General features: G+C 39.4%; 21 protein-coding genes. 19 read left to right on the top strand and 2 right to left on the bottom strand.

Annotation, left to right across the window (positions count from 1 at the left end):
* Positions 1-6 precede the first annotated feature (6 nt).
* The 4 genes from IL356_RS19115 (at position 7) to IL356_RS19100 (ending at position 3,644) form a co-directional block, all read left to right on the top strand.
* Positions 7-1,101, top strand: coding sequence for an acyloxyacyl hydrolase (locus IL356_RS19115; RefSeq protein WP_121847897.1), 1,095 nt, complete (start codon positions 7-9; stop codon positions 1,099-1,101).
* 148 nt (positions 1,102-1,249) lie between these two features.
* Complete coding sequence (locus IL356_RS19110) at positions 1,250-1,927, top strand: head GIN domain-containing protein (protein WP_317125493.1); 678 nt, start codon at positions 1,250-1,252, stop codon at positions 1,925-1,927.
* A gap of 47 nt (positions 1,928-1,974) precedes the next feature.
* On the top strand, positions 1,975-3,069 hold the full coding sequence (locus IL356_RS19105) for a serine hydrolase domain-containing protein (RefSeq protein WP_121847898.1): 1,095 nt from the start codon (positions 1,975-1,977) through the stop codon (positions 3,067-3,069).
* Between the two features lie 110 nt (positions 3,070-3,179).
* Positions 3,180-3,644, top strand: a complete 465-nt coding sequence (locus IL356_RS19100) for a hypothetical protein (protein WP_121847899.1) — start codon at positions 3,180-3,182, stop codon at positions 3,642-3,644.
* A gap of 3 nt (positions 3,645-3,647) precedes the next feature.
* On the opposite strand, the gene gldA is transcribed toward IL356_RS19100, so the two are convergent.
* Positions 3,648-4,541: a gliding motility-associated ABC transporter ATP-binding subunit GldA gene (gene gldA / locus IL356_RS19095; protein ID WP_121847900.1), complete on the bottom strand. Its 894-nt coding sequence runs from the start codon at positions 4,539-4,541 to the stop codon at positions 3,648-3,650.
* Positions 4,542-4,894: 353 nt separating this feature from the next.
* Between gldA and IL356_RS19090 the strand changes: the two genes are divergently transcribed.
* The 4 genes from IL356_RS19090 (at position 4,895) to IL356_RS19075 (ending at position 8,912) form a co-directional block, all read left to right on the top strand.
* Positions 4,895-5,722: a prephenate dehydratase gene (locus tag IL356_RS19090; protein WP_121847901.1), complete on the top strand. Its 828-nt coding sequence runs from the start codon at positions 4,895-4,897 to the stop codon at positions 5,720-5,722.
* Positions 5,719-6,864 (top strand): pyridoxal phosphate-dependent aminotransferase, encoded by a 1,146-nt coding sequence (locus tag IL356_RS19085; protein ID WP_121847902.1) that lies wholly within the window; start codon positions 5,719-5,721, stop codon positions 6,862-6,864. The genes IL356_RS19090 and IL356_RS19085 overlap by 4 nt, the downstream gene beginning before the upstream one ends.
* Positions 6,865-6,875: 11 nt before the next feature.
* On the top strand, positions 6,876-7,754 hold the full coding sequence (locus tag IL356_RS19080) for a prephenate dehydrogenase (protein ID WP_121847903.1): 879 nt from the start codon (positions 6,876-6,878) through the stop codon (positions 7,752-7,754).
* A gap of 75 nt (positions 7,755-7,829) precedes the next feature.
* A complete protein-coding gene (locus IL356_RS19075) occupies positions 7,830-8,912 on the top strand; it encodes a bifunctional 3-deoxy-7-phosphoheptulonate synthase/chorismate mutase type II (RefSeq protein ID WP_121847904.1) in 1,083 nt (360 codons plus the stop codon).
* Positions 8,913-8,978: 66 nt separating this feature from the next.
* Here the strand turns inward: IL356_RS19075 and IL356_RS19070 are convergent, their stop codons facing one another.
* Positions 8,979-9,422, bottom strand: a complete 444-nt coding sequence (locus IL356_RS19070) for a hypothetical protein (RefSeq protein WP_121847905.1) — start codon at positions 9,420-9,422, stop codon at positions 8,979-8,981.
* A gap of 131 nt (positions 9,423-9,553) precedes the next feature.
* Here IL356_RS19070 and rsgA point away from each other — a divergent pair, with 131 nt between their 5' ends.
* The 11 genes from rsgA to IL356_RS19015 all read left to right on the top strand — a co-directional run bounded on the left by rsgA (position 9,554) and on the right by IL356_RS19015 (position 19,526).
* A complete protein-coding gene (gene rsgA / locus IL356_RS19065; RefSeq protein WP_121847906.1) occupies positions 9,554-10,507 on the top strand; it encodes a ribosome small subunit-dependent GTPase A in 954 nt (317 codons plus the stop codon).
* Between the two features lie 30 nt (positions 10,508-10,537).
* Positions 10,538-10,990, top strand: a complete 453-nt coding sequence (dtd, locus tag IL356_RS19060; RefSeq protein WP_121847907.1) for a D-aminoacyl-tRNA deacylase — start codon at positions 10,538-10,540, stop codon at positions 10,988-10,990.
* A gap of 80 nt (positions 10,991-11,070) precedes the next feature.
* Positions 11,071-12,981 (top strand): DUF3857 domain-containing protein, encoded by a 1,911-nt coding sequence (locus IL356_RS19055; protein WP_121847908.1) that lies wholly within the window; start codon positions 11,071-11,073, stop codon positions 12,979-12,981.
* The gene (locus IL356_RS19050) at positions 12,978-14,963 is read left to right on the top strand and encodes a DUF3857 domain-containing protein (protein WP_121847909.1); all 1,986 of its coding nucleotides are present in this window, start codon (positions 12,978-12,980) and stop codon (positions 14,961-14,963) included. Before IL356_RS19055 ends, IL356_RS19050 begins: the two co-directional genes overlap by 4 nt.
* Entirely contained in the window at positions 14,929-15,255 is a 327-nt protein-coding gene (locus IL356_RS19045; RefSeq protein WP_121847910.1) for a nucleotide pyrophosphohydrolase, read from the top strand. Before IL356_RS19050 ends, IL356_RS19045 begins: the two co-directional genes overlap by 35 nt.
* Positions 15,256-15,374: 119 nt before the next feature.
* A complete protein-coding gene (locus IL356_RS19040; RefSeq protein ID WP_121847911.1) occupies positions 15,375-16,607 on the top strand; it encodes a 3-phosphoshikimate 1-carboxyvinyltransferase in 1,233 nt (410 codons plus the stop codon).
* Positions 16,608-16,937: 330 nt separating this feature from the next.
* Entirely contained in the window at positions 16,938-17,264 is a 327-nt protein-coding gene (locus tag IL356_RS19035; protein ID WP_121847912.1) for a metalloregulator ArsR/SmtB family transcription factor, read from the top strand.
* Positions 17,261-17,746 carry an SRPBCC family protein gene (locus tag IL356_RS19030; RefSeq protein ID WP_121847913.1) on the top strand — a complete coding sequence of 162 codons (486 nt, stop codon included), beginning with the start codon at positions 17,261-17,263 and terminating at the stop codon, positions 17,744-17,746. The genes IL356_RS19035 and IL356_RS19030 overlap by 4 nt, the downstream gene beginning before the upstream one ends.
* 110 nt (positions 17,747-17,856) lie before the next feature.
* Entirely contained in the window at positions 17,857-18,327 is a 471-nt protein-coding gene (locus tag IL356_RS19025; RefSeq protein ID WP_192466577.1) for a VOC family protein, read from the top strand.
* A gap of 238 nt (positions 18,328-18,565) precedes the next feature.
* Positions 18,566-18,934 (top strand): DMT family protein, encoded by a 369-nt coding sequence (locus IL356_RS19020; protein ID WP_121847915.1) that lies wholly within the window; start codon positions 18,566-18,568, stop codon positions 18,932-18,934.
* Positions 18,935-18,959: 25 nt separating this feature from the next.
* Complete coding sequence (locus tag IL356_RS19015) at positions 18,960-19,526, top strand: hypothetical protein (RefSeq protein WP_121847916.1); 567 nt, start codon at positions 18,960-18,962, stop codon at positions 19,524-19,526.
* Positions 19,527-19,535: the final 9 nt, after the last annotated feature.

The raw sequence follows: 19,535 nt of genomic DNA, 5'->3' as shown, positions 1-19,535 counted from the left end.
CCTGCCATGAACCTGAGGGTATTTGCAATTCTTTTTTTTATCGCTGTTTTTGGTCGTTCCCAAGAGGGAAAGCCTTCTCATAGTTATACGTTTGATGCGAATGCTTTTTATGGTTCTATTTTGCTGCACAACCCTGATATTTCGCATCTGATTACCGAACATCCATCGGGTGTAATATTGGGTTACAACCGAAAAACTTTTGGTTTGGAAGAGTGGCAGCAGTACTACAACTACCCCGATTTAGGTGCCTCTTTAATCTATCAAGATTCACATAATGAAACTCTGGGTGATGCGTACGGTCTGTATGCACATTTCAATTTTTATTTCTTTAAAAGAAATTTACAGTTTAGAATTGGTCAAGGCTTGGCCTATGCTACCAACCCTTACGACCGTGAGACCAATTTTAGAAACAATGCGTATGGCTCTCGATTTTTGAGCTCTACCTTTATGATGTTCAATTACCATAAAGAACATCTTTATAAGAATCTAGGTCTGAAATTAGGCTTGTCAATAGTCCATTACTCAAATGCCAACGTTAAAGCGCCCAATACCTCTACGAACACAATTGCTTTTAATGCAGGGCTGGTATATAGTTTCGACGGCGAGGAGATGGATTATATAAAGAGGGAAAAAGAGAATATTACCGAACCTGTTCGTTATAATTTGGTACTTCGTGGTGGGGTCAATGAAAGTGATAATATTGGCCATGGGCAATACGGTTTCTTTATCTTATCGGGGTATGCCGATAAGCGGTTGGGGCGTAGAAGCGCTATTCAATTGGGTACTGACGTGTTTTTTAGCAACTTTTTAAAGGAGCTGATCGAGTTTCAATCCATTTCATTTCCAGAAAATGATATCGATGCCGACACCGACCACAAGAGGGTGGGTGTCTTTTTAGGACACGAACTCTTTATTAATAAACTATCCATAGGAACCCAATTGGGCTATTATGTCTATTATCCTTATGATTTTGAAGGTAAATTATACAATCGAGTGAGCATCAAAAGATATTTTGGAGACAAAGTCTTTGGGGTGGTAAGCCTCAAATCGCACGGTGCAGCTGCCGAAGCGGTAGAATTTGGTATCGGGGTACGCTTATAAACGGGAGATTTTGAATACAGAAAGGCTACATAAACCGTATAAAAACACCAAGAGGAAAAATCAAGTTGCGAATTGGGTAACGACGCTATTTTTCTTGGTTGTTTTATGTTTCAATCTTGGCTGTAATAATGAATCGGCACCTGATTGTTTGCAAAATTCAGGCGAAATCATTCAAACTGAAATCGTAGTTGATGATTTCATTAAAATTACAGTTTTTGAAAATGTTTCACTAGTATTAAGGTATGGCGAAGAGCAAAAGGTAGAAATAGAAACGGGAGAGTATTTATTAGATGAGGTTTCCGCAACTGTACAAGACGGCCGTTTATTGCTTCGAGATACCAATGACTGTAATTATTTTCGGGAATACGGTCTTACCAAAATCTATGTTACATCACCTAATATCACAGAAATTCGCAGTAGCACCGGTTGGCCCGTTACCAGTGATGGGGTTTTGAGCTATGCCGGTCTTTCATTGATCAGCGAAAGTTTTATCAACCCAGAGTCTGAGACTACCGACGGAGAGTTTGACCTGCAACTAGCAGTGCAAGATTTGAATGTGGTAGTCAACGGGATAGCCTATTTTAAGCTCTCGGGTACTGCCGAAAACCTTAGCCTTAACATAGCGGCGGGAGATTCAAGAATTGAAGCTGAGAATCTCTTGGCTGATGAGGTGATCATTAATCACCGAGGCTCGAATGATATGCTTGTAAATCCACAGGAAAGTATCAGGGGCAGTATTCGAAGCGTGGGTAACGTAATTAGTTTCAATAGGCCTGCTGAAATAGACGTCCAGGAAGATTATAAAGGGAAACTGATTTTCCGCTGATTCTCTTATCTTAGGGTAAGTCTCTAATTCAATTTGTATTCTTGGTGATGAACCCCATCAAAAATATCATCGAACAATTTTTCGCCAAAAAGAAGGTGTTGGGCAAAGAACAAGATTTGATAGGTCTTGCGAAAGCTGATGCTTTGCTCAGTCAATTGGTAAACGACCATAAAGTACCTGGCTTGGCCATTACCGTTCTAAAAAACGGAGAGACCTTCTTTCAAAAGGGCTATGGGTTTATTGACTTGAATACCCGAAATAAGGTAAGCGCAGAAAACACCGTTTTCAGAATTGCCAGTGTTTCAAAACCCGTGGCAGCTACTGCTTTGGCGCATATGGTGAGAGAGAGATTGATAGATTTAGATGCCTCTTTCTATGCTTATGTACCCTACTTTCCTAAAAAGGAATGGGATTTTACCATAAGGCAATTGGCAGGTCACACTGCCGGAATTAGGGGCTACCGGGGTATTGAGTATGGTCTGAACAAAAAGTATGGTATACGAGAAGGAATCGAAGTTTTTAAAGACGATGACCTTCTCTTTGAACCAGGTACCGATTACCTCTACAATAGTTTTGGTTGGGTGCTGATTTCTTTGGCCATGCAGGAAGTGAGCGGAATACCTTTTGAAGATTATGTCTCTGAAAAAGTGTTGCAACCTTTAGGGTTGAACAAGACTTTTGCGCCAAACCTTCACAATGCAGGTTCAGCTCCTTTTCAGGAGGATGAAAACCTACAACTTTCAAAATTCTATTCTAAATGTCTTACCGGTTTTAGGGAAGCAATAGAGGTCAATAATTTCTATAAGCTTGCGGGCGGTGGCTATCTTTCCACTACATCGGATTTGGCCAAATTTGGCCAGGCTTACTTAGATGGTCAAGTGCTAGGCTATGACATCTTAAAACAATTCTTGACCCCGGGTAGCATTAACAAAACTTCTACCTTTTACGGTTTGGGTTGGCAAGTGAGTAGAGATTCTGGAGGTAGAAATTATTATGGCCATGTAGGCAATGGAGTAGGGGGTTATTCTAATTTTTTTGTTTACCCGAAAGAGCAAATGGTGTTTGCTATTCTTACGAATTGTACCGACCCCAAAATTCAAAATACGTTAGACGACGCCATCGAAGCACTACTTTTGGCGTAGACGAATTTTTCTAGAAAAGAAAACGTGTTCTTTTAATTCAAATGCTGATCTAAAAGAAATCTACGCTATTTTGTTTATCTATTTGTTTTTAACTTTAAACAAAAAAGCATATGAAACGTACAATAGTTACAACGGTAATTGCCTTAATGGCTTATTCAAATAGCGTGCTGGCCCAAGAGATTACTTCTTTTCCAGGTATGTGGGGCCATGAGTTTTATCAAGATAAAGATAAATTGACTTGGAAGGAGATTGATAAAATCATGTCTGAAAGTCAAGTCGCTCAAATGGACTGGCAGAAATCAAAAAAGAATCTGTTAGGTGGTGTCATTGCGGGTACTCTTAACTTTGGTTCTGGTATCTGGTTTATTGTAAACGAGGTAGACAACAAACCCGTGACCGGACCTGTAGTTGCTTTTGCCGCTACAGGATTGGTAGGTTCATTTTTTTATCACTCTGCAATGAAGAATAAGAAGAAGGCCATTTTGAACTATAATGATAGCTTGGGAAAAACGACCTCTTTAAAGGTGGTGCCGACCAGTAACGAAAACGGAGTTGGGCTTGCTTTAAAGTTTTAGTGTTTAGGATGTCAACTCTGTAAAAAGACTCTCCAGGTTCTTATTTTTTCTACTTAACTGGAGGGTCTTTAATTGGTTATCATGGGCAAAGTCGAAAACGGCGGGTCTCATGTCTTTTGAAGTAGTAAAAGTGATTTCGTAGACGAAACCACCGGTATTTTTAACCTTCGAAACATTGGGTAGCGCTTGAAGAAACGCCTCTTCAACTCTGTAATCGAACTCGACTTCAATTATTTGCTCCTCTGCTTCCCTTAGTTCAGATAGTTTTTTGTCGGCGACCAATTGACCCTTATTAATAATAAGTACGCGGTCGCATACTGCTTCTACTTCTTTCATGATATGGGTAGATAACAAAATGGTTTTTTCTTTCCCAATTTCCCTAATAAGCTTTCTTATTTCTACTAATTGATTGGGGTCAAGACCTGTTGTCGGTTCATCAAGTATCAGAACCTCTGGATCATGAAGAAGGGCTGCAGCAAGACCCACACGTTGACGATAACCTTTAGATAGCTGTCCGATTTTTTTATGGGCTTCGGGCGATAAGCCTGTTTTAATGATTACCTCTTCTATTCTACCCTTGGCACATTTATAAACATCAGCATTGAAAGACAAATATTCCTTCACATACATTTCTAGGTATAAAGGGTTGTGTTCCGGTAAATACCCAATACTTTTTTGAACGTCTTTTGGTTGCGAGTTTACATCATAAGAATTTACAAGAGCTTCTCCTTCATCTGCCTTATGATAGGTAGTCAAGACTTTCATCATAGTTGATTTTCCAGCTCCGTTCGGCCCTAGAAAACCTACAATTTCGCCTTTTTCGAGTTGAAAAGAGACATTGTTCAAGGCCTTTTGCTTACCAAATGTTTTGCTTATGTTCTTGACAGTTATTGACATGTAATCAATCGATTTTAGAGCTGGTAAAAGGTTATTCCCATAAGGTTAATGGTAATGGGTCACTTTTCTGAAAAATCCAAAAATAGCCAATAAACCTTGCATTAATCCAACCTAAATGTGGAATGTTTCAAAAAAATATTGAAGTACGATTTGATTTTTAAATATAATTGTTACTTTAGCCGAAGTTTAAGTGTACAATGTCAAAGCAATATTTTTTTAACGGTTTTTATTTTTACTTCTTTTTTAAAAGAGGTGCGGGACTGTTATAGAATATTGTAATCAAGATATTATGTGAAAGTCCCGTGAAAAGCGGGACTTTTTTTGTTTAACGCGCATGCATTTTTTTAAAACTAATGGGTTTAAAGGTTGCCATACAGGGTATTAAAGGTTCTAACCATCATCAGGTGGCCAAAGAATATTTCGATGAACAGATTGATTTGGTAGAATGCATGTCTTTTGATTTTTTGGTCGATCAGTTGTTAGATAAAACAGCCGACGTTGGCGTTATGGCCATAGAAAATTCAATAGCGGGTTCAATCATACCCAACTACGCCTTGGTATATCACAACAACTTGCATATTATTGGTGAACACTACCTGAACATCAATCATAATTTGATGGTGTTGAACGGTCAAAAAATCGATGATATCGAAGAGGTTCGTTCGCACCCGATGGCCTTGTTGCAGTGCAAGGAGTTCTTTAGGGATTATCCGAAAATAAAACTGGTAGAAGATGTCGATACCGCCGAGACCGCAAAACGAATTCAAGAGCAAAAATTAAAGCATGTAGCCGCTATTGCGCCGCAAGTGGCTTCTGAACTGTACGAGTTGAACATCGTAGCACCCAGCATTCAGACCATCAAAAATAATGCGACCCGTTTTATTATTGTAAAGACAAAAAATAAGGTGCTTCCGAAGGAAGAAATCAATAAGTCATCAGTGAGGTTTGTAACCGACCATAAGCGTGGCAGTCTCGCTACCGTACTGAATGTTATGAGCGATTGCCGTTTGAACCTGACCAAGATTCAATCGCTGCCCATTATTGATAAACCATGGAAGTATTCCTTCTTTGTTGATGTGACTTTTGAAGATTATGCCCATTTTGAGAAGGCTAAATCACTGTTGGACATCATGGCCGAAGACTTTAAGGTTTTAGGCGAATATAAAAATACAAGAGTATGATACGTACGGCAAACCGTTTACATACCGTAGAAGAATACTACTTCTCTAAGAAGTTAAGAGAGGTGCGAGGCCTAATGGCCCAGGGTAAGCCAATCATTAATATGGGTATCGGTAGCCCTGATTTGGCTCCATCCAAAGAAATTATCGAAGCGGTACAGAATGCCGTTTGGGATGATGGGGCACACCAATACCAAAGCTATCAAGGTCTTCCTGAATTGCGTGAGGCGATGGCACAATTCTATAAAGAGCGTTTTCAGGTAGCATTGAACCCGACCAATGAAATTTTGCCATTAATGGGTTCTAAGGAAGGCATCATACACATAAGCATGGCTTTCTTGAACGAAGGAGACGCCGTGTTAGTGCCTAACCCCGGTTACCCGACCTATACCTCAGTTACCAAACTGGTAGGTGCCGAAATTAAATATTATGGCCTGAACGAAGAAGGTGGCTGGTTCCCCGATATTAGGGAACTCGAGCGAATGGATCTTTCAAATGTAAAGGTCATGTGGGTGGGGTATCCACATATGCCCACGGGAGCAACGGCAACGAAGACTCAATACAAAGAACTGGTTGATTTTGCCAAGAGAAACGATATTTTGATTGTTAATGACAACCCTTATAGTTTTGTACTTAACGACCACCCGGTAAGTATTATGGAGGTTGAGGGAGCTAAAGACGTGGCCCTTGAGCTTAATTCGTTGAGTAAAACGTTCAACATGGCCGGTTGGCGCGTGGGTATGGTATTGGGCAACGAAGACCATATCAACGCTGTGTTAAAGGTTAAAAGTAATATGGACTCCGGTATGTTCTACGGCATTCAGAAAGGTGCCATAGCGGCCTTGCAAAGTGGGCAAGAGTGGTTCGACAGTTTGAAAGAGGTGTATACCAAAAGAAGGGATTTGATTTTTCAACTGGCGGATAAATTGAGTTGTACGTACGACCCCAAAGCGGTAGGTATGTTCGTCTGGGCCAAACTTCCGGCGAATATAAAATCGGCAGAGAGTTTTATTGACGAAGTGCTGTACGAGAAAGATATTTTTATCACACCAGGAACGATTTTCGGAAGCAATGGAGAGGGCTATATTCGTTTTTCCCTTTGTGTGACCGAAGAAAAAATACAAGAAGCCATAGATAGGTTTTAAAGAAAAGAAGTATGAATGTTTTCGTAATCGGTATTGGTTTAATAGGCGGTTCTTTTGCAAAAGACATTAGGCGTTTACGCCCTGATACGATTTTCTATGGTATTGATTCGAACGAAACGCATCTTGACGAAGCATTAAAGTTGGGGTTGGTCGATATCAAGTCTGATTACAATGACCTGCATTTGGCCGATATGGTTGTTGTTTCCATTCCAGTAGATGTGATGGTCGAAGAGTTGCCGAAAATATTGGATGCGGTAAACGATGATTGTGTGGTTTTTGATGGAGGCTCTACAAAAAGCTTGATTTGTCAAATGGTTGAAGACCATCCTAAGCGAAGAAATTTTTTAGCTGCACACCCCATTGCGGGTACCGAATTTTCAGGTCCGTCGGCAGCTATCGAAAATTTGTACGCAGGCAAAACCAATATTATTTGTGAAGTAGAGAAAACCGCTTTTAAACTGCAAGAACGAGCGCTTGAACTTTTTCAAGAAATGGGTATGCGTATTCGTTATATGAATCCGCAAGCACATGATAAACACATAGCTTACGTGTCGCATTTGTCACACATCAGTTCGTTTATGTTGGGAAAGACGGTTATAGAGAAAGAGAAAAATGAACGTGATATTTTTGACATGGCGGGTAGTGGTTTTGAAAGTACCGTGCGTTTGGCCAAAAGTTCACCGGCAATGTGGACACCCATTTTCAAGCACAACAAAGAGAATGTGGTAGAAACCTTAGAAGAGTACATTCAAAATCTGCAAGAGTTCATGCAGCTTTTAAAGAATGACGATTATAAGGGTATCTATAAAGAAATGAACGATACCAATAAAATAAAGGAAATTTTAAACGGAATACCCCTTAACAATAGTAAAACAGTAACAAAAAAGTAAGTCAAACGAGGAAGAAAAGAAGCAAAAGTGTTTTTTGGAAACCTTTCTGTCTTTGATCGCAGAAAAATCTAAACAATGGAAAACAAGAAAGAAATGAGAAAATGGTTGGATGATTTAGGGTTAGATCATCCATTGGTCATCGCCGGTCCTTGTAGTGCCGAGACCGAGGAGCAGGTGTTGAAAATAGCCCATAGCTTAAAAGATACCGACGTTAATTATTACCGTGCCGGTATCTGGAAGCCACGTACGCGCCCTGGAAATTTCGAAGGTGTAGGGGCTCTTGGCTTGAAATGGTTGCAGAGGGTGAAAGAAGAAACCGGTATGAAGACCGCTACTGAGGTGGCCAACCGTGCGCATGTAGAATTGGCATTGGAGCATGATATCGACTTACTTTGGGTAGGAGCACGTTCTACGGTAAGCCCGTTCATTATGCAAGAATTGGCCGATGCCTTGGAAGGTACTGACAAGGTCGTTTTAGTCAAAAACCCGGTCAACCCAGATTTGGCCTTGTGGTTAGGAGGTATTGAAAGACTATATACGGCCGGTATCAAAAAATTAGGAGCGATACATAGAGGTTTCTCTACCTACGAAAAAACCAAGTACAGAAATATACCTGAGTGGCAAATGGCCATTGAATTTCAAGACAAATTTCCTGATTTGCCGTTGATCAATGATCCCTCACACATTACCGGTAAGCGTGATATGATTTTTGATGTTTCGCAAACTGCTTTGGATCTGAACTTTGACGGTTTGATGATTGAAACCCACCACGACCCAGATAATGCGTGGAGTGATGCCGCACAGCAAGTCACACCGGACAGGTTGGTTCAGATTATGAAAGATCTGAGAATTAGAAAAGAGAGCGATAGCGAAGCGGAATACAATGCACAATTGAGTAATCTTCGTGCGCAAATAGATATTCTTGATGGTCAACTAATCGAGACCATGGGCAAGAGAATGAAGGTTTCCGATGGTATCGGTGCATTGAAAAAGCAAAAGAACGTTGCCGTACTTCAATCGAATAGATGGAACCAAATTTTGGGCGCCATGATTTTAGAAGGTGAGTCTCACGGCTTGAGTGAAGAGTTTGTTTTGAAAATGTTCAAGGCCATTCACCAAGAATCGATCAATCACCAAGAAAAGATTATCAACGGATAGTCGTTTCCAATAATTAAATGAAAAGCCCCAATCACTTGGGGCTTTTTTATTTTTTGAAAGTTTTCTCTAATCTCTTTTGAAAATATAACGGGTAATAAAAATACCTTGACCGTCTTTCTCACCGGCATCTGCTTCTACGCCACTAGTAACAAACATCAATTGCCAGCCATCTGCGGCCATAGCCGATAATTTTGAAGAGATGACCGCATCGTTGGCGGCAATATTCTGAAACCTGATTCCCGCAATATTGTAAAAATTAAGAAGTTTTGTTTCCTCAAAGTTTTTTACGCGAATATCACCTCTTTTTGATTTGTTTCTGCCATTGTCCTCTTCAGTTTGTTCAGAGGTGTATTCCTCAAAATCTTTATCCTCTTGTCCGTCTATAATTCGCGAACGCCCGATACCACTGGGCACAATAGATTCTACACTGGTAATTACTTTGTATTCTTGAGCATGTAGAGTCGATAGGCCGGTCAGCCCGAGCCATAGGGTAAATACTAGTTTTTTCATTTTAGTTGAATTAATGTTTTTATAAAGACTGCTAAAAGTGGGTTTGGTTGCATGTAGCCTAAAAAAGCAGCATACATATTTCAATAGATGTTATAAAAGTATTGCTTTTCTTTGTACGATATTTAGCGTGAATGATTGGAACCGTCTATAAATCTACTGGTAGTTGGTACACCGTAAAAAATGAAAACGGTGAGTTTTTCGAATGTCGCATCAAGGGCAAATTTCGTATTAAGGGTATAAAGAGTACCAACCCCATAGCCGTAGGCGATGAGGTCGCTTTTGAAATTGAGCAGTTGGGCGATGATGTGGTAGGGGTGATCCATGAAATAAAGGATCGTAGCAATTACATTATTAGAAAATCGGTCAATCTTTCAAAACTGACGCATATAATTGCTGCCAACCTGGATCAGGTATTTTTGTTGGTCACCCTTAATAATCCGACTACATACACCATATTTATCGATAGGTTTTTGGCGACTGCAGAGGCCTATGAGGTTCCCGTCATATTATTGTTCAATAAGATTGATACTTATTCGATAGAAGAGCTCGCGGAAGTAAAGTATTTGGCTGAATTGTATCGTGGGGTTGGGTATACATGTATCGGTATTTCGGCAAAAACCGGGAAAAATGTAGATAAAGTAAAAGAGTATATGATGGGCGCTACCAGCATGTTCTCAGGGCACTCCGGAGCGGGAAAATCAACTTTGATCAATGCTATAGAACCGAAGCTCGAATTAAAAACGGCTGAAATATCGGAACAGCACCTTCAGGGCCAGCATACCACCACTTTTGCAGAAATGTACGACTTAAATTTTGGTGGAAGGATTATTGATACCCCCGGTATTAAAGGTTTCGGAATCGTTGATATGGAAAAGGATGAAATCGGCGACTACTTTCCCGAGTTTTTTGCACTCAAAGGAAATTGCAAATTCAACAATTGCCTGCATTTAGACGAACCTAAGTGTGCCGTGAAAGAGGCCTTGGAAAATGAGGAAGTATCTTGGAGTCGTTACCGAAGTTATGTGCAGATGGTGACAGGCGAAGAAGAGACCTATAGAATCGATAACTACGACAACAAGAATTAAATTTTGTTGTCGATGATGAAGCATTAGTTTATGCGTGCAGTAATACAACGGGTGGCCTGGGCCAGTGTCACGGTAGAAGGGCAAGTGGTTTCTAAAATACAAAAGGGACTTCTAGTTTTACTAGGTATTGAAGATGCCGATACCCCTGACGATATAGAATGGCTATCAAGAAAAATGGCCAACCTGCGTATTTTTAATGATGACCAGGGTGTAATGAACCGATCATTAATTGATATTGATGGCGATGCCATTATCGTTAGTCAGTTTACCCTTCACGCGGCTACCAAAAAAGGAAACCGCCCTTCGTATATAAAGGCTGCAAAGCCTGATGTCGCTGTTCCACTTTACGAAGATTTTGTAAAACGGTTGGAGGAAGACCTTGGTAAAAAGGTCGGTACAGGGGTTTTTGGCGCTGATATGAAGGTCGAACTCTTAAATGACGGACCGGTTACTATAACGTTTGATACAAAGAACAAAGAATAGTACCGACTTGTCGAATAATTCTTGATGTCTGTAAGAAAAAGTGGTGATTTGTGGCAGTAGATTTTCAACCGCCGTAAACCATGCGTTACTTATTTCTAACCATTTCATTATTCTTTTCAAGCTACTCGTATACACAAGAATCACCTTATACCCTAGAGGGATTAAGTGATAATCTTACCAATGATGCAAATGCCATTGTACGCTACGATGAGATGATAGTTGATATCAACTCCAGAACTGATCTTACTCTAAAGGCCAAGAAGATAGTTACCGTCTTGAATGAATCAGGCAATGAATTTGCCTTGGCCTACACATACTATGATAATGGTAGAAAGATTAAAAACATAGAAGCCTTTATTTATGATTCGCAAGGTGAACAGATTGAAAGAATCAAAGAAAAAGACTTTAAAGATGTAAGTGCCGTAGATGGTAATACACTTTATACAGATTCTAGGATCAAATATTATCCATATACCCCAACTGGTTATCCTTATACCTTGGAATTTTCCTATGAGTTGAACACCAAGAATACAGGAGATATTCCATCCTCTTGGGCTTTCTTAGATGGCTTTATGGTCAGTACTGAAAATAGTCTTTTGAAAATCAACTATGCAAATGACGAGCTAAGACCAGTTATAAAGGAATTTAATTTAGAGGATGTCGATTTTCAAAAAGAGGAGACAGTGGGTAGTATCACCTATTCAGCTAAAAATGTTCCTTCCATTAAAAGGGAAAGTTATTGCCCTTCTTTTGCCCTTTTGTCCCCAAAGATTAAAATAAGACCTGTTAATTTTCATTATGAAGGTTATGATGCATCCATCGGGTCATGGGCGGATCTTGGAGTTTGGATGTCTCAAAATCTATTAAATGGCCGTAATGCGTTGCCCTTATCTACAAAAAACAAAATCAATGCTTTGGTCGAAGGAGTAGAAGATGATTTGGAGAAGGCCAAAATCGTTTATGAATATGTTCAAAAGAATACAAGATATATAAGTGTTCAAGTAGGTATTGGAGGTATGCAACCGATTAGTGCTATGGATGTGGATAGGGTGAAATATGGTGACTGTAAAGGTCTCTCCAACTATACCATGGCACTTTTAAGAGAGGTTGGGGTAGAGGCGTACTACGCTCATGTAGAAGCAGGAAACGAACAGATAGATTTTGATGAAGATTTTCCTGATTTGGCACAGGGCAACCACGCCATATTGGCAATACCTCATAATCAGAATTATTATTGGATCGATTGTACCTCGCAGACGCTTCCTTTTGGTTTCATAGGTGATTTTACAGATAACAGAAAAGCATTTGTAATCAAACCTGATGGTGGCGAGATTGTTAAAACTACCTCGTATATCGATGAGCAAAACCATCAATTGACCCTTGGTTCTTACAATTTAAATTCTGATGGTAGTATTGATGGTGAAGTTTCCATTCTAACCAGTGGTATTCAATATGATGATCGGTTCGGTTTGGTCGATGATACTGAGGATGATATTGAAAAACATTACAAGAATTACTGGGACTATATTAATAACCTGCGGGTAAGTTCATATCGTTTCGATAATAATAAGAATGAAGTGAAATTTACCGAAGAGGTCTCTGTAAATGCTTCGAACTACGCGGCTAAAAGTGGTGACCGCCTTCTTTTTGCCGTAAACGCTTTTAATAAGTACAAATTTGTGCCGAATCGCTATAGAAATCGAAAACTTCCTTTTGAGATTCAAAGGGGCTTTTTTGATGAAGATGAATTTACTGTGGGTCTTCCTGAAGGATATGGTGTAGAGTCGATTCCGCAGCCAATTCAAATTTCTACTAAATACGGCAGTTATGAACTTAAAGTTGAAGATGTAGAAGGCCAGGTAGTATTAAAAAGAAAGCTATTGTTAAAGTCAGGCGAATATGCTAACACGGAGTATGGGGCATTCCGTGATTTTCTTAAATCCGTTTCAAAATATGACAATTCAAAGGTTGTCTTAAAACCCATACTATGATTATACATGCGAAGAGAATTATAGTGGCCTTACTCTTTGGTATTGGCTCTGTGAATGCACAAGAAGTAAAGTTTGGTGATATAACCAAAGAAGAACTTGAAGAAAAGCAATACGCCTTAGATCCAGACGCAGAGGCCGCGGTTCTCTATCGGTCCCAAGAGACCTTTTTGCAATCAAGCAGTGGGGTGGCCACTCTGAATACCAATGTACATGAGCGGATTAAAATATATTCCAAAGATGGGTTTGATCATGCTACGGAGCAAATCAATCTTTATAATGGACGTTCAGAGAAAGAAGAAGTTCGAAAGATAAAAGCCTTTACCTACAACTTGGTAGACGGCAAAATTATAAAATCTGAATTGGGAAAAGGCCAGATTTTTGATAATGAATTGAGCTATAACTACGACCAGGTCACTTTTACTTTGCCGAATGTCAAAGAAGGTTCGGTAATTGAGTTCAGTTATAGCATTCGTTCCCCTTTCATATGGAATATCGATGAGTTTCGTTTTCAGCGAGATATACCTATCAAGCGCTTGGTGGCAGAATTGCGAACGCCTAAAGGGTTTAATTTTCGGCAGACCCAAAAAGGCTTTTTTATGTTGAACTCTTCTGAAACTACGAAGCGAGATCATCGGTTAGGCATGGATGTCATTATAACCAGTTACGATTTGAAGGATATTCCCGCCATGAAGGCTGAAAAGTTCGTTGACAATATAAATAATTATAGGTCGGGGGCCTTGTTTGAGCTAATTTCAATAGATATTCCAGGAATACCCTTTAAGAGCTATGCCCAAAATTGGGCAGATGTTGCAAAGTCAATAGGTAGTAGCAGCGATTATAAAAATGAGCTTGATAAAACACGTTCTTTTAAAAGCGAGCTAGACGATATTTTAGAAGGTAAGACCGATGACCTTGAAATTGCCAAGTTGTTATTTAAGTACGTGAAGGATGAAACAGAATGGAACGGTATTGACGGTAAGTCTTTTCAGAACGGTTTGAAAAAGACCTTGAAAGATAAAAAGGGCAATGCAGCAGATATTAATTTGCTATTGGTGGCCATGTTACGATATGCAGGGTTAAAGGCAAATCCGGTCATATTAAGTACCAAAGAGAATGCAATTCCCCTATACCCGACTCTTGACAGGCTCAATTATGTGATTGCTCATGCCTCCATTAACGGTAAGGATTATTATATGGATGCCACTGAGGAATTTAGTGATATCAACCTTTTACCTATAAGGGACTATAATTGGGGAGGTTTGATAGTCGATAACCCAAATAAAGTTTGGAAGCATATTTCAAGTATTTCTCCAAAAAAGGCAGACAATGTTTACTCCCTCGATTTGACGGTCAACGATGATGGATCTGCAGAAGGTAAATACAAATCAAGATTGAGCAACCATACCGCTTTCAATTTTAGAAATAATTTTAAGAACCGAGATATAGATGAATTTCTTAATGAGCTAGAACAGAAGTACTTTAATATTGAAATCTCTGATTATGATGCTAAGAATACCGACACACATGAGGGTAATGTATCTGAAAATTTCTTTTACGAGATAGAAGAGGGGGCCGATGTTATCGATGGTAAAATCTATTTGAATCCGCTCTCGTTTTTACGAATTCAAGAAAATCCGTTTAAATTGGAAAAACGGGAGTATCCTATCGATTATGGTTTTCCATTTAGAAACAGGTATCTGGTCAATATAAAGATTCCTGATGGCTATGCGGTAGAAACTTTACCCGAGAATATATTGATGAACTTGCCAAATGATTTGGGCAGATATAAGTATGTCATTCAAAAAAATAACCTTGGCTTACAATTATCGGTTACCTTTGAGCTTAATAATGCGGTAGTATCTGCACTAAATTATTTAGAATTAAAGGAGTACTATAATCAGATAATTATTAAAGGTTCGGAGCAGGTGGTTCTGGCCAAAAAAGCCGATGAGTATAAAGAAAGCGCAACAGGAAGTAGATAATTGGATCAATAACCACGGTGTTCGTTATTTCAACGAATTGACAAATATGGCCCAGCTTACTGAAGAGGTGGGCGAAGTGGCACGAATTATAGCAAGGCGCTATGGCGAGCAGAGCGAAAAAGAGTCTGATAAAAAGAAGGATTTGGGTGAAGAGTTGGCCGATGTGCTCTTTGTAACGCTGTGCCTAGCCAACCAAACCGGAGTTGATCTTCAAGAGGCTTTCGACCGTAAATTAGAGCTAAAGACGCGTCGTGATCATGACCGTCATCACAACAACGAAAAACTTAAATAGTAGTATATTTGCAGCTGCTTTTTTAAGCTATTTTTTCGCAAGTGGTAAACTGCTCTATTTAGTTCAAGAACGGTGATGGGTAAGTTGCTACAGTTTCTAATCTTAAAGACCGAGCACTCTTGAAATTAAAGTTATCAGCGCCTTCAAAAACCTTATTAAAATCGAATATTCAGATTACCGGCTCAAAGAGCGAAACGAACCGCTCTTTGTTGTTGCAAGCTTTGTTTCCCAGTATCGGTATTGAAAACCTTTCTAATTCTGATGATGCCCAAGTTATGCAAAAGGGGCTGAAGATAGATAAGGGAGTGGTGGATATTCACCATGCAGGTACGGCCATGCGCTTTTTGACCAGTTTTTTTGCATGTCAAGAGGGTAAAGAGATTACTTTAACGGGATCGCAACGTATGACGGAAAGGCCTGTAAAGGTCTTGGTTGAGGCTTTGCGTAGTTTGGGCGCTGACATCGAATATGGTCAGAACGAAGGCTACCCACCGCTTCACATAAAAGGGAAAAAAATCACTAAAAATAAGGTGAGTCTTCCGGCGAACATTAGTAGTCAGTATATCTCATCTTTATTGTTGACCGCTCCGAGTTTAGAAAATGGACTGGAACTTGATTTGGTGGGTAAAATCACTTCGGTACCCTACATAAAAATGACATTGGCCCTTCTCTCTCAAATCGGGATTCAAAATGAGTTTGAAGGAAACACTATAAAGGTTTGGCCAAAGACCGACGTAGCCAATATCTCTTTGGTTGTCGAGTCAGATTGGAGTTCGGCATCTTACTTTTACAGTATAGTCGCCTTATCAGACGTTGGTTCGAGCATTACATTGTCAGCCTATAAAGAAGATAGCTTACAGGGCGATAGTGTATTGGCCACTATTTACCGTCAATTGGGTGTAGAAACTACTTTTAGTAATAACTCGATTGAGATTAAGAAAACAGGCGAATCAAAGACTGATAACTTAATGGTAGACTTGGCCGACGCGCCCGATATCGCGCAGACCATTTCGGTCACCTGCTTCGGTCTGGGTATCGGTTGCCATCTAACTGGGTTGCATACCCTTAAAATTAAGGAGACCGATAGGTTAGAGGCTTTGAACACTGAACTGTCAAAATTAGGAGCACCTATTTCGGTGACTGATAAAGATTTGACTCTTAAAACTTCGGAGAGCATCAAATCAGATGTGGCCATAGATACCTATAACGATCATCGTATGGCCATGGCGTTTGCGCCGTTGGCTCTAAAAACTGATTTGGTCGTTAATGATGCAGGTGTAGTTTCTAAATCGTACCCCGATTTTTGGAACGACCTACGACAGCTTCAATTTGAAGTATCACAGGTAGATTAACCAATTTTTTCTTCAATTCGATTGGTCACTCCATCACTATTCTGATGGGTGAACGTGATTATTTTTCAATAACATTCTGTTGTTGAAATGCTTAAGGTGATGAAAGATATGTTTTGGTTTTTTTAGTTCTTCGCATGGCATATACTAACTACGCTTACATCACTTAAAATTTTTGAAAATTGGGAAGAAATGTCTGGGGAAAGCAAGATTTCTTAAAAAGAACACTCCTATCAATTTTCAAGATAAAATCCCATCCTTCTTAAATAAATAATAGAAAAATGTTATGTAGTTATGTGACTTCGTTTATATTTGTAGTCAAATAACTTCACAATGAAATTAAGAAGAGATATATTTCAAGCCATATCAGACCCTACCAGACGAGCCATACTTGTTTTGCTCACCTCTCAGGCAATGACAGCTGGTGCCATTGCCGAAAATTTTGATGCCGCAAGACCGACCATTTCAAAACATATTCAAATTTTAAACGAATGCGATTTGGTCGAGGCCAACCAGCAGGGTCGTGAAATCTACTACCAGCTTAAAATCGAGAAAATGAAAGAAATTGATGTATGGTTGGAACAGTTTAGAAAGATTTGGGAGACCCGTTTTGATCAACTTGACACCTTACTATCAACCTTAAAAAAGAACAAACAATGAACCCACTATTTTTTGACCTTACCGTTGACAAAAATTCGAATACGGTATCTATTACAAGAGAATTTGCAGCAGATAAATCGTTGGTTTGGGATGCTTTTACCAAAAAAGAGATTCTTGACCAATGGTGGGCACCGAAACCCTATCGTTCTGAAACCAAGACCATGGATTTCAAAGAAGGTGGTTTTCGATTGTATGCCATGGTGAGTCCGAAAGACGAAAGACATTGGGCTAGGGAAGATTACGAAAAAATAGATGCCTCCGAAAGTTTTACAGCCTCCAAAACATTCTGCGATGAAAACGGAGTCGTTGCCTCGGGAATACCTAGCTCAATGTGGAAGCATCATTTCAGCGAGAAGGTCTCGGTTACAACCGTAAATATTGATATTCGATATGAGAACGCGGCCCATCTAGAAAAGATGATTGAAATGGGCTTCAAAGAGGGTATCACTGTATGCTTGAACCAACTTGAAGCGTTGTTGTAACTTTCGGATAAACTCAGATGAAAAAGAATCTAAATGCCGTATGTGTCTACATAGCAATTGCTTTTCTCTACGTTGTGACTTCTTGTTCAAACAATCAAAATTCAAATAAAATGACCCATATAAACCAAAAAATTACACCCTACCTATGGGTCGAGAAAGATGCCAAGGCCGTGGCGGATTATTATTTATCCATTTTTAAAGATGGTAAATTGAAAGACTTCCGCAAGTTCGATAGTGAAGATAGTGGTAATGAGGCAGGTATTGAAACAGCGGTAATTGAAATAGCGGGCATGGAGTTCAGTATTCTGGCCGCTGGTCCACTGTTTAAATTCAATGAAGCGGTTTCCTTTGTCATCAATACCAAAGACCAGGCAGAAACAGATTATTATTGGGATGCCCTTACCGCCAATGGAGGCGAAGAAGGCTCTTGCGGATGGTTAAAGGACAAATATGGCCTTTCATGGCAAGTAGTGCCCACAGAATATTTTGAGTTGATACATAGCGATGACCCAAAAGTCAGGGAAAAGGCTATGAAGAATACCTTAAAACAAAAGAAATTGATTCTTTCAGAACTCAAGTAGGCTAATCATCAACTTAAGAAGGTGGTTTTGATGGTAAAATGCGGTTTGATTAGGTAGTTAGATTTTTGAAAATTAATGGACTCCCTAGCATTTAAAATAGTTGATAGCTGACAATATTAATTGTTCAAATATTCACTTTTAGTAGCTACATTGGTGCCCCGGCGAAAGTTCAGTGAACATTTGTCGCGACTTTTAAGTCAACCAAAACCATTGTGTCTAAGCTGAAAATTTGAACTAAATGAAATCACTCTTAACCATTGCACTTTTAATCATTAGCAATGCTTTTATGACCTTGGCCTGGTATGGTCATTTGAAATTCTCAGAACTGAAATGGTTCAATAAACTGGGGTTGATTTCCATTGTTTTGATCAGTTGGGGCATCGCCCTGTTCGAGTATGCCTTTCAAGTACCTGCCAATAAATTAGGTTTTAAAGGTAATGGCGGGCCCTTTACGCTCATTCAGCTGAAAGTAATTCAAGAAGTGGTAACATTGATTGTTTTTGCTATTTTCACTTTGATTGTTTTTAAAACGGAAACATTTCGCCTCAATCATTTGATATCTTTTCTATTTTTAATTCTAGCGGTCTATTTTATGTTCAAAAAATAGAAGGCCAACGAAATTTGACATTGCAATGAAAAATTGGGTTGTTTTTATATTCACTTTGGTAATCGTCTCGGCATGTTCAAATGAAAGGCTCTCGCGTTCAGAAGCTGTTACCAAGTATTACAACGGGTTTGATACCGGAAATTTTAATGAGATCAAGTCGGTGCTAGGTGATAGTATTACCTTAAGCTCGGGCGATTATGTCATGCCGTACGGTCATAGTGATTTCTATGAATTTTTTAAATGGGATTCCGTTTTTGATACATCTTTTAAAATAATCGATTTGATAGAAAAAGGTAACCAGATAGAAGTGAAAATCAAGTCCGAATCCGATAGGTATCGATATCTAGAGAACAATCCTTTGGAGACTAAGTTTCTTATTTCTTTTGACGAGGGGAGAATTACCAGCATCAAAGATTTGGGTAGCGAAACGGCCGATTGGGTACTTTGGCGGACTAAAGTGGATACTTTGGTCAATTGGACGAAAGTGCACCATCCAGAATTGGATGGCTTTATTTTTGACATAAGTATGAAAGGGGCCCAAAATTACAGAGAGGCGATAAGGCACTTCGAAAGAGGCCCAAATGTCAAATAAACCTCAATA

Origin of the sequence: Euzebyella marina (assembly GCF_014855515.1) — a bacterium.
Taxonomy (GTDB): Bacteria; Bacteroidota; Bacteroidia; order Flavobacteriales; family Flavobacteriaceae; genus Euzebyella; species Euzebyella marina.
Note: the sequence above shows the minus strand (reverse complement) of the source record. Positions and strands in the feature narration are given on the sequence as shown.

Bases quoted from the DNA above. Each gene is read 5' to 3' on its own strand.
- IL356_RS19115 (WP_121847897.1), top strand. From the start codon at position 7: ATGAACCTGAGGGTATTTGCAATTCTTTTTTTTATCGCTGTTTTTGGT.
- IL356_RS19105 (WP_121847898.1), top strand. From the start codon at position 1,975: ATGAACCCCATCAAAAATATCATCGAACAATTTTTCGCCAAAAAGAAG.
- IL356_RS19100 (WP_121847899.1), top strand. From the start codon at position 3,180: ATGAAACGTACAATAGTTACAACGGTAATTGCCTTAATGGCTTATTCA.
- gldA (WP_121847900.1), bottom strand. From the start codon at position 4,541: ATGTCAATAACTGTCAAGAACATAAGCAAAACATTTGGTAAGCAAAAG.
- IL356_RS19090 (WP_121847901.1), top strand. From the start codon at position 4,895: ATGGGTTTAAAGGTTGCCATACAGGGTATTAAAGGTTCTAACCATCAT.
- IL356_RS19085 (WP_121847902.1), top strand. From the start codon at position 5,719: ATGATACGTACGGCAAACCGTTTACATACCGTAGAAGAATACTACTTC.
- IL356_RS19080 (WP_121847903.1), top strand. From the start codon at position 6,876: ATGAATGTTTTCGTAATCGGTATTGGTTTAATAGGCGGTTCTTTTGCA.
- IL356_RS19075 (WP_121847904.1), top strand. From the start codon at position 7,830: ATGGAAAACAAGAAAGAAATGAGAAAATGGTTGGATGATTTAGGGTTA.
- IL356_RS19070 (WP_121847905.1), bottom strand. From the start codon at position 9,422: ATGAAAAAACTAGTATTTACCCTATGGCTCGGGCTGACCGGCCTATCG.
- rsgA (WP_121847906.1), top strand. From the start codon at position 9,554: ATGATTGGAACCGTCTATAAATCTACTGGTAGTTGGTACACCGTAAAA.
- dtd (WP_121847907.1), top strand. From the start codon at position 10,538: ATGCGTGCAGTAATACAACGGGTGGCCTGGGCCAGTGTCACGGTAGAA.
- IL356_RS19055 (WP_121847908.1), top strand. From the start codon at position 11,071: ATGCGTTACTTATTTCTAACCATTTCATTATTCTTTTCAAGCTACTCG.
- IL356_RS19050 (WP_121847909.1), top strand. From the start codon at position 12,978: ATGATTATACATGCGAAGAGAATTATAGTGGCCTTACTCTTTGGTATT.
- IL356_RS19045 (WP_121847910.1), top strand. From the start codon at position 14,929: ATGAGTATAAAGAAAGCGCAACAGGAAGTAGATAATTGGATCAATAAC.
- IL356_RS19035 (WP_121847912.1), top strand. From the start codon at position 16,938: ATGAAATTAAGAAGAGATATATTTCAAGCCATATCAGACCCTACCAGA.
- IL356_RS19030 (WP_121847913.1), top strand. From the start codon at position 17,261: ATGAACCCACTATTTTTTGACCTTACCGTTGACAAAAATTCGAATACG.
- IL356_RS19025 (WP_192466577.1), top strand. From the start codon at position 17,857: ATGACCCATATAAACCAAAAAATTACACCCTACCTATGGGTCGAGAAA.
- IL356_RS19020 (WP_121847915.1), top strand. From the start codon at position 18,566: ATGAAATCACTCTTAACCATTGCACTTTTAATCATTAGCAATGCTTTT.
- IL356_RS19015 (WP_121847916.1), top strand. From the start codon at position 18,960: ATGAAAAATTGGGTTGTTTTTATATTCACTTTGGTAATCGTCTCGGCA.